Annotated in this window: 12 protein-coding genes; 3 read left to right on the top strand and 9 right to left on the bottom strand. The window is 72.1% G+C overall.

Going from position 1 to position 14,626, the window contains the following annotated elements; all coding sequences use genetic code 11:
- Window positions 1–64 precede the first annotated feature (64 nt).
- Both WMR31_RS02065 and WMR31_RS02070 read right to left on the bottom strand, forming a co-directional pair.
- Window positions 65–697, bottom strand: a complete 633-nt coding sequence (locus tag WMR31_RS02065) for a CoA transferase subunit B (protein ID WP_340537105.1) — start codon at window positions 695–697, stop codon at window positions 65–67.
- Window positions 694–1,476, bottom strand: a complete 783-nt coding sequence (locus WMR31_RS02070; RefSeq protein ID WP_340537106.1) for a CoA transferase subunit A — start codon at window positions 1,474–1,476, stop codon at window positions 694–696. Before WMR31_RS02070 ends, WMR31_RS02065 begins: the two co-directional genes overlap by 4 nt.
- A 102-nt stretch (window positions 1,477–1,578) precedes the next feature.
- Here WMR31_RS02070 and WMR31_RS02075 point away from each other — a divergent pair, with 102 nt between their 5' ends.
- From WMR31_RS02075 to WMR31_RS02085, 3 genes are all read left to right on the top strand, one after another.
- Entirely contained in the window at window positions 1,579–2,340 is a 762-nt protein-coding gene (locus tag WMR31_RS02075) for an IclR family transcriptional regulator (protein WP_340537107.1), read from the top strand.
- Between the two features lie 67 nt (window positions 2,341–2,407).
- Window positions 2,408–5,545, top strand: a complete 3,138-nt coding sequence (locus WMR31_RS02080) for a hypothetical protein (protein ID WP_340537108.1) — start codon at window positions 2,408–2,410, stop codon at window positions 5,543–5,545.
- The gene (locus WMR31_RS02085; protein WP_340537109.1) at window positions 5,545–6,882 is read left to right on the top strand and encodes an SWIM zinc finger family protein; all 1,338 of its coding nucleotides are present in this window, start codon (window positions 5,545–5,547) and stop codon (window positions 6,880–6,882) included. Before WMR31_RS02080 ends, WMR31_RS02085 begins: the two co-directional genes overlap by 1 nt.
- A 20-nt stretch (window positions 6,883–6,902) precedes the next feature.
- Here WMR31_RS02085 and WMR31_RS02090 read toward each other — a convergent pair whose 3' ends face one another.
- The 7 genes from WMR31_RS02090 to WMR31_RS02120 form a co-directional block, all read right to left on the bottom strand.
- Window positions 6,903–7,334: a VOC family protein gene (locus tag WMR31_RS02090; RefSeq protein WP_340537110.1), complete on the bottom strand. Its 432-nt coding sequence runs from the start codon at window positions 7,332–7,334 to the stop codon at window positions 6,903–6,905.
- A gap of 100 nt (window positions 7,335–7,434) precedes the next feature.
- Window positions 7,435–8,511 carry a TerD family protein gene (locus tag WMR31_RS02095; protein ID WP_340537111.1) on the bottom strand — a complete coding sequence of 359 codons (1,077 nt, stop codon included), beginning with the start codon at window positions 8,509–8,511 and terminating at the stop codon, window positions 7,435–7,437.
- A 58-nt stretch (window positions 8,512–8,569) separates the two neighbouring features.
- On the bottom strand, window positions 8,570–9,322 hold the full coding sequence (locus WMR31_RS02100; RefSeq protein WP_340537112.1) for an SRPBCC family protein: 753 nt from the start codon (window positions 9,320–9,322) through the stop codon (window positions 8,570–8,572).
- A gap of 4 nt (window positions 9,323–9,326) precedes the next feature.
- The gene (locus tag WMR31_RS02105; protein ID WP_340537113.1) at window positions 9,327–10,181 is read right to left on the bottom strand and encodes an FAD binding domain-containing protein; all 855 of its coding nucleotides are present in this window, start codon (window positions 10,179–10,181) and stop codon (window positions 9,327–9,329) included.
- On the bottom strand, window positions 10,178–12,673 hold the full coding sequence (locus WMR31_RS02110) for a xanthine dehydrogenase family protein molybdopterin-binding subunit (RefSeq protein WP_340537114.1): 2,496 nt from the start codon (window positions 12,671–12,673) through the stop codon (window positions 10,178–10,180). The genes WMR31_RS02105 and WMR31_RS02110 overlap by 4 nt, the downstream gene beginning before the upstream one ends.
- A complete protein-coding gene (locus WMR31_RS02115) occupies window positions 12,670–13,173 on the bottom strand; it encodes a (2Fe-2S)-binding protein (RefSeq protein WP_340537115.1) in 504 nt (167 codons plus the stop codon). Before WMR31_RS02115 ends, WMR31_RS02110 begins: the two co-directional genes overlap by 4 nt.
- 111 nt (window positions 13,174–13,284) lie before the next feature.
- Window positions 13,285–14,535 (bottom strand): transcriptional regulator, encoded by a 1,251-nt coding sequence (locus tag WMR31_RS02120; protein WP_340537116.1) that lies wholly within the window; start codon window positions 14,533–14,535, stop codon window positions 13,285–13,287.
- Window positions 14,536–14,626: the final 91 nt, after the last annotated feature.

The following is a 14,626-nucleotide window of genomic DNA, read 5'->3' on the forward strand; positions in this document are numbered from 1 at the left end:
CAAGCAGCCTGGCGAGCTGCCTGCCGAACGGGCGGCGCACCGGACCCGAACAGCCCCGAAAGCCTCAGGCGAGGGTCAGCTCGGGCTCGGTCTTCTCGCGCACCTCGTCCTCGGTGACGCCGGGGGCGAGCTCGACCAGGACCAGGCCGTCGGGCGTCACGTCGATGACGGCGAGGTCGGTGATAATCCGCTCGACGACGCCCTTGCCGGTGTAGGGCAGGGAGCACTCCTCGACGATCTTGTACGACCCGTCGCGCGCGACGTGCTCCATCAAGACGATGACCCGCTTGGCGCCGTGGACCAGGTCCATCGCACCGCCCATCCCCTTGACCATCTTGCCGGGGATCATCCAGTTGGCGATGTCGCCGGCGACGCTGACCTGCATCGCGCCGAGGATGGCGGCATCGATCTTGCCGCCGCGGATCATGCCGAAGCTGGTGGCGGAGTCGAAGAACGAGGCGCCGGGGCGCAGCGTGACGGTCTCCTTGCCGGCGTTGATGAGGTCGGGGTCCTCCTCGCCGTCGAACGGGTAGGCGCCGGTGCCGAGGACGCCGTTCTCGGACTGGAGCACCAGCTCGACGTCGTCGGCGACGTAGTTGGGCACGAGCGTGGGCAGCCCGATGCCGAGGTTGACGTAGGAGCCGTCGGTCAGCTCCGAGGCGGCGCGGGCGGCCATCTCCTCACGGGTCCAGCTCACTTCGACTCCTCCCGCTTGCGCACGGTGCGCTTCTCGATCGGCTTGTCGGCCGCCTGCTCCGGGGTGAGCGCGACGACGCGCTGCACGTAGACGCCCGGGGTGTGGATGCTGTCGGGGTCGAGCTCGCCCGGCTCGACGAGGTGCTCGACCTCGGCGATGGTCACCCGGCCGCACATCGCGGCGAGCGGGTTGAAGTTGCGCGCCGACGCGCGGTAGACGAGGTTGCCGTGCCGGTCGCCCTTCCAGGCGCGCACGAGGCCGAAGTCGGCGGCGATGCCCTCCTCGAGCACGTACTCGCGCTCGACGCCGTCGACGGTGAAGGTCCGCGTCTCCTTGGGCGGCGAGGACAACACGACGTTGCCGTCGGAGTCGTAGCGCCACGGGAGCCCGCCCTCGGCGACCTGGGTGCCGCCGCCGGTCGCGGTGAAGAAGGCCGGGATGCCGCTGCCGCCTGCGCGCATCCGCTCGGCGAGGGTGCCCTGCGGGGTCAGCTCCACCTCGAGCTCCCCGGAGAGGTACTGCCGCGCGAACTCCTTGTTCTCCCCGACATAGGAGGCCACCATCCGGCGCAGCCGTCCGGCGCCGAGCAGGCGACCCAGGCCGACGTCGTCGACGCCTGCGTTGTTGGAGAACGCCTCGAGGTCGTCGACCCCGGAGGCCAGCACGGCATCGATGAGGACGGCGGGGATCCCGCACAGTCCGAACCCTCCGACCGCCAGCGACGCACCCGACTCGATGTCGGCCACCGCCTCGGCGGCCGATCCCACCACTTTGTCCATGCCCCGACCTCACCGGAGCGCGCCGCCCACGTCAACCGTGGTTGCCGATCGCCGGCCGGATCACTCGCCTGGCGAACCCGAGTGGACGGTAGCGTTCGCTGAGTGGACACCCCGGTGAGCGTCGTGGCGCGGGTCGGAGCGACCCTGCGCGCCGTCGCCGCCCACGAGCCGGACGGCGCCACGACGTCCACCCTGGCCCGCGCGACCGGCCTCGCGCGGCCGACGTCCCACCGACTGCTGGGCTCCCTGCTCGAGGAGGGCCTTGTCGATCGCGACGCAGACACCGGACGCTGGCGCCTGGGCCCCGAGCTCTACCTGCTCGGCGGCGCGGCGCGCTCGCGCTACGACGTCACCGCGATCGCGCGCCCTGTCGTGCGGAGGCTCTCGGTGGCCACCGGCGAGAGTGCGTTCTTCTCCGCCAGGCGCGGCGAGGAGACCGTGTGCCTGGTGCGGGAGGACGGCAGCTTCCCGATCCGCTCCCACGTGCTGCACGAGGGCATCCGCTTCCCCCTCGGCGTCGCCTCGGCCGGCCTGGCGGTGCTCGCCCACCTCCCCGATGCGGAGGTCCGCGCCTACCTGGCCCGCGCCGACCTCGTCACCGACTACGGCCCGCAACACTCCGCGCGCCGCCTGCGCGAGCGGATCGCCGCGGTCCGCGAGGTGGGCTACGCCGTCAACCCCGGCCTGCTCGTCGAGGGCAGCTGGGGCATGGGCGCCGCGGTCTTCGACGACGCCGAGCGACCCCAGTGGGCGTTGAGCCTGACCGGCATCGAGCAGCGCTTCGGCGCGGCCCGGCAACGCGAGCTGGGCGAGCTGCTGCTGCGCGCCGCTCACGAGCTCACGCGCACCCTCGCGGGCCGCTGATCCGCCTGACTCGTTGCGATCGCCGGTTCCTCGGCACCGAGGCGGCACCCGACCTAGAGTCTGCGACGTGACCGCGGTCGACGACATCAAGGCCCGCTTCGAGGCGGCCGACCTCGACGGGCTGGATCGGGTCCTCGACTCCCTCGGCGACGACGACCGGAGCGCGGTCGCCGCCTGGCTCGGCGGGTCGAAGCGGTGGTGCCGCGACCTTCGCACCCGCCTCTACGGGGCCGAGGACCACTCCGCCGCCGAGCGGGAGTGGATCTACCACCGGATGGACTGGATGGTGGCGATCACCGCCGTCGCGGCGATGGCACCGGTCGCCGCCGCCGAACGGATCGGGTGGCCCGACCTCTACGACTTCTCAGACTCCGGCGTGATCGAGAGACTGCACGCGCGGTTGCGCGCTCGCGACGCCGCCTGGGTGGCGGCCTTCGCCGAGCGGGCCAGCTGGGCCCGCGACGTCGGGTGGAGCGGCGAGTTCTACTCCGCGGTGCTGCACCAGGCGCTGCTGCACCACGACCTGCCGTGTCCGAGCGGAGGCACGTTCGCGCAGACCCGGATGCACCACGACGTCGACGAGCTGGCCGCCGAGCCACTCATGCCCGACGTGCTCTACGCCTGGCTGGACGCCGGGCTCGGCGGCGACTTCACCGGCCGTCCCGACCAGATCGCGACCTTGGTCGAGCGGGACATCGTGGCGCGCGAACGCGTACTGGACATCGCCTTGGAGACCCTCACCCGGGCCACGCCGGTCTCCCATCAGCGCTCGGTCGCCAAGACCTTCACCAGGCTCTGCCTGACCACCGACGACGTGCCCGGCGGCCTCCCCTATCTGCTCGGCGTCATCTCCACCTGCACGGGAGCCGTGGGCGCGGCCCTCCTGCCGCTGGCCTTCGAGCTCGCCACCGAGACCCACGACGTCGATGAGATCGTCTCGATCGTCGCCGCGCGCACCGAGCGCAAGCAGAAGCAGATGACGCTGACGTGGCTGGCACACGACGCCGCCGCCCTCGGCGTCGAGACCGCTGTCGATGCGATCCGCCGGCTTGTCGAGAGCGACGACGACGCGAGCTTCGTGGCCAAGGCCGACAAGGTGATCGGCGGAATCGCGCCCGGGACGGCATCCTCTGCGCCCACACAGCCGATGCGGATCGGCCTGTGGGACCTGGCCCCGGCACCCGCCGCCGGCATGGACCAATGGGAGTGGTGGCAGCGCAAGTCCGGTGACACCGCCTGGCTGGACTTCTTGTCCAACCGCTCCACCACGACCAACATCGATGCCGGAGTCGAGTCACTGAAGGTCACCAAGACACTCCACGACATGTCCAGTGGAACGTTCAGCGTCGACACCTTCCAGACCGCTGGTCTCCACCTCGTTGCCGACGGGACGATGCATGTCCCCCGCCTGACGCGGCTGCTCGAGAGCTGGTTCGCCGGTGGTGCCCTGTCGCTCACCTGGGACGCCGCCCTGACGGTGTCCGAAGCGGCCGCCGCTCGCCGGCTCACCGGGCTGTCCGGGCTCCTGCGGATGCTGTGCACCTACGCTCACGAGTGCCCCCCTCGTCCGACGCCGCCCAAGATCGCGGCGCTGGCCGCCAGCGGCGAGCGAACCAAGGCCGCGACCGAGGCACGTCGGCTGGCCGAAGGACTGGGCGGACTGACGCACCCCGACGAGGCACCGGTCCTCCGGAACCTCTGGCGCCCACCGAGTGATCCGGTGCGAGTCACCGAGAGGTTCAGGTGGCAGATGCTGAAGCGACCAGTCGAGGCAGCCACGGTCGAGCATCTGCGCTGCCTGACCGGGCAGACCTGGCTCGGCACCACGCCGACCCCGTACGAGTGGATACGACCCGCCTACATCCTCCAACTGGTGCTGCATGCAGCGCACGACAGCGGCGTCGCAGCCACACGCGCGGCGGCGATCGCATCGATCACCCATCGCTGCCGTGAGCTGCACGGGATGCTGTTCGACCCGCTCGAGATGGCGGTGGACGTGTGGGCCTCAGGACTGCTGGACTCAGAGAGTCTGCACCTCATCGCGAGGGCGCCCTTCTCCGAAGCCGACGACGCTTGGAGCAGGAAGTACCCGAACCTCCCCTCCGAGCTCGTCGCCCAGGTCGAGTCCGGAAGCGTCACCCTTCCGCCGAACCTGGGAATCGCGGGCAAGCTTCATCTTCTCCACGCGCTGGAGTGCCTGCTGCTCGCCCCGGAGCAGGACCGTCCGCTCAGCACGCCGACGCGATCGGACGGCTCCCTCGGGCTCGGCGCGCTACTCGACCGGCTGGAGGAGCCGGGCCCCGTAGGGCCGATCGACCTCGTCTTGGCGCTGAACCGGCTCGCCGACGTCGAGCCTGACGGCTCGACGCTCGCAGCTCGCCTCGACCGATGGGATCCCGATCGCAGCACGGAGCCGGCTGTCTCGGGAGGAGCTCCGCTCCCGGTCGCCGCCACGGTGCGACGGTGGCTAGACGGCGGCGGCCTTGGCTCGCTGTCCCCGCGGATCGCGTCAGATCACCCGCGGCGGTGGGCCCACGAGGGCGCTCGACCGGTGGTCTGGACAGAGATCGCCCTGGCTCCGCTGGGGCTCGACGAGCTCGCGACTCGCGACCGCCATCCCTCCTTTCACCTCGACTTCTGGCTGCGGATCACGCCGGGGTGGCCCGACAGCGTCCGGACCGGCGCCCAGGAGCGGGCCTACCCCGACGCGCTGCTCGGCCAGTTGGGCTTGCGGGGCCACGGTCGCCCCACCGCCGACTGGCTCGTCGGCGGCCTGATGGCGCAACCGGAGGCCGGCCACTATCACGGGGCGGCTCGGCAACCGGAGCAGTCCCTGACCACGCTGGCCTCCACCAGGATGGCCCAGGGCTGGCTGAGCCAGGACCTCCTGACCGAGAGCGTGCTGCGCGCCTTCATCGAGGACGACGTCACCCTCACCCGGGCCTCCCAGGTCTTCGAGACCCTCTTCCTCGCCGGCGGCATGGTGCATTGGTGGCACCCGGCGCTCGCGCTGGCTGGACACGCCTGCGCGATGTCTCCGGCACCCGCGGGGTTGGACCGCCTCCTGACGGTGTTGGCCGACTACGTCCACGAAGTGCCGGCGCCGGTAGCGATCCCCGACGGCATCCGGGCATGGGCGGCGGCAACCGGAGACTCGCGGTCGACGCAGGAGGCACGTCGGATCGTGGCGGGAGCGGAGAGCTGATGAGCGACCTCCTCCACGTCGGCTACTCCGGCGCCTCGGTTCTGCGGCCGGTCGACGGCGGACAGGAGCTCTCGCTCGCGACGGCTCTGGGCGCGACGCCCACCGGCCTCGTCGAGCGCCCGTTCTTCTTCCAGGGCTTCCTCGCCCGCCCCGACGTGGCTGCGGCCGGGCTGCTCGCCGTCGCCGACGTCGCCGCGACCAAGTACGTCGACCTCGGCGAACTCCAGCGGACCGCCAATCTCGACCCCGTGGTGACCGCCGGTGGCGACCGGCTGCGCTTCGAGTCGTTCTCGGGCTGCAACGGTGTCCACGCCCGCTTCGACCTGCTGCCCGAGGGGCTGGGCAGCGCCGAGGTCGGCTGGGGCACCACCAACGTCGATGTGAACCAGCCGCTGCGAAGCGCGCTGGCGAAGGTGGGCAGGACCGAGGCGCTGCACCTCAGCGTCGGTCGCGAAGAGCTGCGGGCCGCGACGCTGGAGGCGACCCATGTCGAGCGCAGGGTCCGGCTCCCCGAGCGGTGGGTCCGCGGGCTGGCCGAGGTCTCGGTCATCGGCGCGGCCATGACTCCTGCCCTCACCCTCACCGGCGCCGCCGCGCGCCACCTGCTCGGCACGTTGTCGCGGGTGAAGCCGCCCGGCCCCGATGTGCATCTGCTGCCGACCCCGCGAGGCGTGCGCCAGACGGCGTCGGCCGGACCGGCGACGGTCCCGCTGCAGGGTTCGGCACGGATCCGCGGCGCCGATCGGCTCGCCCGTTTCGTCACCGCGCTCGCCGTCCATCGCCATCCCAGCGGCGCGACAGCCTGGCTGATCGAGGTGCCCGGCGCACGACTCACCCTACTCCTCAGCGCCACCCCGTACCGCGGCTTCTCCGGCGAGGGCGGTCTCCTGTCGCTCCTGTGCACGCCCGACGTCGCGCGCATCGGCACGCGGCTGCACGAGCATCTGGCGTGGAGTCCGACCGTCGACGCCGCGGCGCTCGGCGAGACGACCGGCCTGACGCCCGCCGAGGTCGAGGCCGGCCTGGCCTGGCTGGCGGCGTCCGGGCGCCTGGGCTACGACCTGGTCGACCAGGCCTGGTTCCACCGGGAGCTCCCCGTCGACGCCGACGCGGTGCTGCGCCGCAACCCACGTCTGCGCAAGGCGCAGCGGCTCGCCGACGACGGCTCGGTCGTCGCGTCTGGTGACGGTGGCTGGCTGGTCGCCGGAAGCGAGGAGTCCTATCGCCTCGACCGCGACGCCACCACCTGCACCTGCCGCTGGACCGAGGAGAGCCCCGACCGCGGCCCCTGCTCCCATCGGCTCGCGGTGCTGCTCCACCGGACGTCGTCGGAGTAGCGGGCGGGTTCGTCCCGGGACTATCGCAGCGCCTGGGCGAGCATCACGATGATGCCGCTGGGGCCGCGGACGTAGGTGAGCAGGTAGGTGTCCTGGTAGTTGCCGACGCCGCGCAACGGGTGATACCCGTGCCGCGCGGCGACGGCCAGGGCGGCGTCGAGGTCGTCGACGGAGAACGCGATGCGATGCATCCCGATCTGGTTCGGCAAGGTGGGCTCGGTCTCGATCGCCTCGGGGTGGAGGTACTCGAAGAGCTCCAGGTGGCCGGCGCCGTCCGGCGTCTGGAGCATGGCGATCCTGGCGTGGTTGCCGTCAAGGCCGACCGCGGTGTCGGTCCACTCCCCGCTCACCTCGTCGCGCCCGATCACCTCGAGCCCGAGGTCGGTGAAGAAGGCGATCGTCGCATCGAGGTCGCGGACCGCGATGGCGACGTTCTCTAGCCGGATGGGCATGCCCGCCACGCTACGCCGAACCGCCCGCCGGGATAGTCCCGGCCGTTTGGGCCCCTCTTCGGGCGGATCGAGGGCCCAAACGGCCGGGACTATCGCGAGCTCAGACCGAGACGCCGAACTCCAGCGCGATCCCGTGGAGTCCGGAGGCGTAGCCCTGGCCGACGGCACGGAACTTCCACTCGCTGTCGCGGCGGTAGACCTCGCCGAAGATCATGGCGGTCTCGACCGAGGCGTCCTCGGAGAGGTCGTAGCGGGCGATCTCGCGGTGGTCGGCGGCGTTGACGAGCCGGATGAAGGCGTTGTCGACCTGGCCGAAGCTCTGCCGCCGGGCCTGGGCGTCGTAGATCGAGACGGCGAAGACGATGCGCTGGACCTCCGGCGACATCCGGGCCAGGTCGATCTCGATCACCTCGTCGTCGCCGTCGCCCTCGCCGGTGAGGTTGTCGCCGGTGTGGCGGACGGTGCCGTCGGGCGAGACGAGGTTGTTGAAGAACACGAAGTGCTGGTCGGTGAGCACCTTGCCCGACGCCCCGACCATGATCGCCGAGGCGTCGAGGTCGTAGGCGGGCCCGGAGCCCTCGGCGACATCCCAGCCGATGCCGACCGTGATCCGCTCCAGTCCGGCGACCTCCTTGGTGAGCGACACGTTGCCGCCCTTGCGCAGGGTCACCACACCGCCGCCGCTGCCGCCGCTGCCGGACGTCGGCGCCGCGGCCGGGGGCGCCACCGGCGGCAGGATCGCCACGACGTCGGCCCCCTCGACGACGTCGAGCACCGGCGAGCCCTCGAAGTCCGAGCGCACCGCCCCGCCGACCAGGGGTGCCCACCGGGCCTGGGCGGGGTTGCTGAACTGCTGACCGCGGTTGATCGCGGCCATCATCGCGTGCGACTCGCGGTTGAGGGCCTCGGTGACCCGAGCGGTGCCGGCCGGGGTGTCGGCCCACACGCTGAGCCCCGCACCGCCGGGTCCGGCGACGGCGGTGAGCCGCAGGGCGCCGTCCTTGGTAACGACCCCGCCGCCGTGCGGGGTGGGGGCCAGGTCGCCGCGCTGGAGGTCGAGCAGTCCGAGGACGTGGTCGATCAACGCCGGCGCGGAGGCCTGGGTGGTGAACCAGGTGATGTTGTCGGCCTGGAGGTCTGCGCGGTAGGCACCGCGGGGATCGGTCGCACCACTCATGGCTGGACCCTATCCAGGTTCGGCAATCACGAACCGGCCCGCTCGCCCGAAGCCGCGGTCAGCGGCGCAGCCACCGCCGCAGCAGCCAGACCACGACCAGGGCGCCGAGCGCCTGCTTCCAGTAGGTGCGGGCGAGGACCGGGAGGACGGCGGCGCCGAGGTCGAGCGCATCGTCCTCGGGGGGAGGGGACGATGCCGCGCCGGACGGCGCCGCCGCCGGCTTGGGGGTGGTCGAGCCGACCGAGGCCGAGGAGCCGACCGCGGCCGGCGCCTCGCGCACCGACGCCGCCGCCGCGTCGGCCAGGGGCGTCGACTCGCGCGGCTCGGGTGTCGGCGCCGGCTCCGGCTCGGGCTCCGGCTCGGCGAACCGCTGCTCGAGGCAGGCGACGAACTGGCCGAGCAGCTTGTCGGAGACGTCCTGCATGACGCCCCGGCCGAACTGCGCCGGCTTGCCGGTGATCGCCAGGTCGGTGATCACCTCGACGTCGGTGGCCGGACCGTCGGGCCCCGAGGTCTCGCTCATCGTGAGCGTGACCTTGGCCCCGGCGGTGCCGTTGCCGCGCTTGTCCTTGCCCTTGGCGTCGACGAGGAACCGGTGCGCGGCGGCGTCCTTCTCCACGAACGTGCCCGAGCCGTTGTAGACCAGCGCGATCGGGCCGAGCTTCACCTTCACCGACCCGCTGAACGAGTCGCCGTCGGCCTCGGTCACCTGGGCACCGGGGAAGCACTCGGCGAGCGAGGCGATGTCCTGGAAGGCGGCCCAGGTCTCCTCGACGCCCACGGGAACGGTGAACTTGTGGGTCAGATCCATCAGGTCACGCTCCTGCCGCGGCGAGCACCGCCCGCCTGGTCAACACAGTGGACAGGTGTCGACGATAGTCGGCGTCGCCGTTGAGGTCGGAGGGCGGGTTGGCCCCGTCGGCCGCCAACGCGGCGGCGGACCGGACGACGTCCGCCGTCGCCGCCTGTCCCACCAGCGCCTCCTCGACCGCCTTCGCCCGCAACGGCGTGGAGTCCATGTTGGTCAGGCCGATGCGGGCCTCGGCGATCGTGTCGCCGTCGGTCCGGACGGTCGCCGCCACCGCGACGATTGGCCACTGGTGGGCGACCCGCACGAACTTCTCGTAATGGGCACCCCAGCCGGTGTGCTTGGGGATGCGCACCTCGGTGAGGATCTCGTCCTCGCCGATCGCGGTCTCGAAGAGATCGACGAAGAACTCCTCGGCCGGCACCGTACGGGTGCCACCCGGGCCGGCGATCACGAACTCCGCGCCGAGGGCGAGCGCCGGAGCGCCGAGGTCGCCGGCCGGGTCGGCGTGCGCCAATGCGCCGCCGAAGGTGCCGCGGTGGCGCACCTGGGCGTCGGCGAGGTGCTCGACGGCGCGGGTGATGAGGGCTGCGTGCTCGGCGACCAGCGGGTCGGTGCCCACGACCGAGTGCGGCGTCATCGCGCCGATGACGATCGCGTCGCCGTCGTCGCGGATGCCGCGCAGTGACTCGATCCGGCCGAGGTCGATGACGACCTCGGGGGCGTTGAGCCGCATCCGCAGCACCGGCAGCAGGCTCTGCCCGCCCGCGATGAGCTTGGCGTCGTCTCCGTGCTCGGCGAGCGCGGCGAGCGCCTCCTCGACCGTGGTCGGGGCCAGGTAGTCGAACGGCGCGGGGATCATGCGCCTGCTCCTTCCGTGCTCGCGGTGCCGGGTTGCTCCTGGTTGCCGGCGACGCCGTCGCCCTCGAAGTGGGGCATCGCCGCGCCCTGCGTGTCCGGGCCGCCGTCCCCGGCGCCCTGGATCGCCTTCCACACCCGCTCGGGCGTGCACGGCATCTGGATGTCGTTCACCCCGAGATGGCGCACGGCGTCGACGACGGCGTTGACGACCGCCGGCGTGGAGGCGATCGTGCCCGCCTCGCCGACGCCCTTGGTGCCCAGCGAGTTCGTGAGCGCCGGGGTGGTGGTGTGGTCGACCTCGAAGCTCACCGTGTCGGCGGCGGTGGGCACCAGGTAGTCGACGAACGATCCGGAGACCAGCGTGCCGCTCTCGTCGTAGACCGCCTCCTCCCACAGCGCCTGCGCGATGCCCTGGACCAGCCCGCCGTGCACCTGCCCGGCCACGATGAGCGGGTTGATGACGTTGCCGATGTCGTCGCAGCACACGTACTTGCGCATCTTGATCGCGCCGGTCTCGGTGTCGACCTCCACCGCGCACAGGTGGGTGCCGTGCGGGTAGTTGAAGTTCACGGGGTCGTAGGTGGCCTCGGCGTCGATCGAGGGCTCCGCCCCGTCGGGCAGGTTGTGGGCGGTGAACGCCGCCGCCGCGACCTCGGTGAGGCCGATGCCCTGGTCGGTGCCGGCCACCTGGAAGCGGCCGTCGCTGAAGGTCAGGTCGTCCTCGCTGGCCTCGAGCAGGTGGGCCGCGAAGGGCTTGGCCCGCTCGATCACCTTGTCGGCTGCGCGCACCAGCGCCTCACCACCGACCACCAGCGAGCGCGAGCCGTAGGTGTCGAGCCCACGGTGGGCGACCTGGGTGTCTCCGTGCAGCACCTCCACGCTCTCGAACGGGACGCCGAGGCGGTCGGCCACGATCTGGCTGAACGCCGTCTCGTGGCCCTGCCCGTGAGCGCTCGCACCGGTGACCACCTCGACCGTGCCGGTGGCCAGCATCCGCACGCTGGCGTGCTCCCAGCCGCCGGCGCCGTAGTCGAGCGAGCCGAGCACGCGGCTCGGCGCGAGCCCGCACATCTCGGTGAAGGTCGAGACGCCGATGCCGAGCTGGACCGGATCGTTCTCCTCGCGTCGTCGCTTCTGCTCGGCGCGCAGCTCGTCGTAGCCGAACATCTCCATCGCCCGCGCCGTGGCGGCCTCGTAGTTGCCCGAGTCGTACTCCAGCCCGGCCACGGTGGTGAACGGGAACTCCTCGTGCTTGATCCAGTTCCGCTCGCGGACCTCGAGCGGATCGACACCGAGCTCGGCGGCCAGCTCGTCCATCATCCGCTCGATCCCGAACGTCGCCTCGGGACGGCCGGCGCCCCGGTAGGCATCGGTCCAGGTGGTGTTCGTGAGCACGGTCTGGCAGTTGAACTGGTAGGCGGGGAACTTGTAGATCGCGTTGAACATGAACGCGCCGAGCACCGGCACCCCGCCGCCGACGATCGCGACGTAGGCGCCGAGGTCGGCCAGCAGCTCGACCTTGAGCCCGGTGACGTTGCCCTCCTTGTCGGCGGCCAGGGTGAGGGTCTGCCACTGGTCGCGACCGTGGTGGGCGCTCATCAGGCTCTCGCTGCGGGTCTCGGTGTACTTGACCGGCTTGCCGAGGCGACGCGCCACCGCGAAGGCGATCATCTCCTCCGGCGTCTGCTGGAGCTTGCCGCCGAAGCCGCCGCCGACGTCGGGGGCGATCACGCGGATCTTCGACTCCGGCACGCCGGTCGTGGCCGCGAGCGCGAACCGCAGGATGTGCGGGATCTGGGTGGCCGACCACACCGTGATCTGCTCGCCGGTGGGATCGACGACCACCGAGCGCGGCTCCATGAACGCCGGGATCAGCCGCTGCTGGCGGAACTCCCGCTCCACGACGATGCCGTCCTCGCGCGCCTTCGCGATCGCCTCGTCGACGTCGCCGCCGGTGCCCGCCTCGGCGGAGTCGAAGCGCCAGAACGCCGACTTGTTGGTGCCGAGGTCGGGGTGCGCGAGCACCTCGTCGGTCACCGCCGCCTTGAGGCCGATCGCGGCGGGCAGGTCCTCGTAGTCGACGTCGACCAGCTCGGCGGCGTCGCGGGCCTCGGCCGCGCTGCGCGCCACGACCACCGCGACGATCTCGCCGGCGAAGGCGACCCGGTCGGTCGGGATCGGAAGGTGGGTCGGGGTCACCTGCTCCGGGGTGATCGGCCAGGCGTTGATGCACACGCCCTGGCTGTCGGCGAGGTCGGCGCCGGTGAGCACGGCGACGACGTTGGGTGCCTCGGCGGCCTCGGTGGTGTCGATGCTGTTGATCCGGGCGTGGGCGAAGGGGCTGCGCACCATCGCCAGGTGCAGCATTCCCGGCAGGTTGAGGTTGTCGGTCCACCGGGTGCGCCCGGTGATCAGCCGGCCGTCCTCCTTGCGGCGCCGGGCGCGACCGATCTCCTTCTCGGCGCCCTCGGGGGCGTCCTGTACCGCGGTCATGCCTGCGCCCCCGCGTCCTGCTCGGAGCCCGAGCGCTGGCCGGCGGCGTGCTGCACGGCCTTGACGATGTTGTGGTAGCCCGTGCAGCGGCACAGGTTGCCCTCCAGGCCGAGGCGGATCTCCTCCTCGGTCGGGTTCGGGTTCTCCTCCAGCAGCGCGGTGCTCTGCATGATCATGCCGGGTGTGCAGAAGCCGCACTGGAGGCCGTGGCACTCACGGAACGCCTCCTGCACCGGATGCAGCTCGCCGCCGTCGTAGGTGGCCGCGAGGCCCTCGATGGTGACCACGACCCCGCCGTCGGCCTGTACGGCCAAGACATTGCACGACTTCACGCTCGTGCCGTCCAGGTGCACGGTGCAGGCACCGCAGTTGCTCGTGTCGCACCCGATGACGGTGCCGGTCTTGCCGAGCCGCTCGCGCAGGTACTGCACCAGCAGCATCCGCGGCTCGACGTCGTCGGCCACCTTCGCGCCGTCGACGGTGAGGTTGATCCGGGTCATGACTCTCCCTTGCAACGGGCTTCCGGCGCGCCGGCTGGACGCGGGCGCGCGTGACCTGGATCACGCTACGACGCGCAGGTTGGTGCCGGGTTGGACCGGCGGCGGGGCCGGTCAGCGGGCGGCCGCGAGGCGCGCTCTCAGCAGCGGCCGCGCGGGGTGGGCTCGCTCGCCGAGCACCGCCAGGCAGCGCTCGACCACCGCGGTGTCGTACGGCGCCCGCTCGGCGTAGCGCAGCACGGCGTCGGGGTCGGGGGTCTCGAGGAGCGCCTCGCGCACGGCGACGGCGACGTACTCCCCCAGCTCGGTGAGCGCCGGGGAGTTGGTGCCGGGCAGCAGGTCGCCGCCGTAGCACTCCACCGCCTCGGCAACCCGACCGCGGCGGAGCAGGGCGAGCAGATGCTCGACGTCGGTCTCGATCGGCATAAGCAGCCGGTAGGGGCGCGAGGAGAGCTGGCCGCCCAGAGCCGAGCGCAGGTGGGACACCTCCGCCTTGAGCGTGGAGAAGGTGACCGCCTGATCGCCGTACAGCAGGGCGTGGAGCTGCTCCAGGCTCAGGCCCTCCGGGTGGAGCGCCAGCAGCGCGAGCACCTCGGTCTGCCGGCGGTTGAGCACCAGGCGGCGGCCGTCGAGACGGGCCTCGGCGGTGCCGAGCAGCGTGAACACCAGACCGGGGTCCCCGGTGTCGTCGGGGTCGGAGGTGGGGCCTGCGGCGGTGGGATGGTGCCGCGAGTGCGGCAGGGCGTTCTCGATCAGCCGCGCCATCATCCGAGCCGTGGCCAGCCCGATCGGGTGCGAGCGGTCCCAGGTGGTCGACAGGTCGATGACGCCGAGCTGCTGTCCGGTGGCGGGATCGTGCACGGGCGCGGCCCAGCAGACCCAGTTGTGCACCATCGGTGCGTAGTGCTCGGCGCTGAACACCATCGCCGGACCGTCGGTGCGGTTGGCGAGGTCGAGCGCGTTGGTGCCGGCCGACTCGTCGTCCCAGTGGGCGCCGGCCACGAAGTTCACCGTCTCGGCCTTGCGGCGCATGATCCGGCCGCCGTAGGTCCACAGGATCCGGGTGTCCGGGTCGGTGACCGCGAGCACGAGGTCGCCGTCCTGGGCGGTACGGCGCAGGTCGGACTCGACCCGCTCGACGGCGATCTGGAGCGGCGAGCCGCGCCAGCGGGCGCTGGCCTCGGCCTCGTCCCCCAATGGCGCCGCGGCGAGCTCGGTGTCGATCGTCCGCCCGGAGCGGGTCCAGCTCGACAGGATCTCCGGGCGCACCAGGGACGCCGCGAGATCGCCGTGCTCGACGAACGTGGTCCAGGCCTGGTGGCAGGCCTGCTTGCGCGCGTCGAGCTCGGCCTGGAGGGAGGTCATCGCGGGCACCTCGCGGGCGCGGCAGACAACGCGGTCGGCATGTGGTGCACGGTACCCCGCCGGGTGTGGCCCGGGTCACCCTTCGGGGCGG

The sequence above is a fragment of the Nocardioides epinepheli genome (genome assembly GCF_037936805.1).
Classification (GTDB): domain Bacteria; phylum Actinomycetota; class Actinomycetes; order Propionibacteriales; family Nocardioidaceae; genus Nocardioides.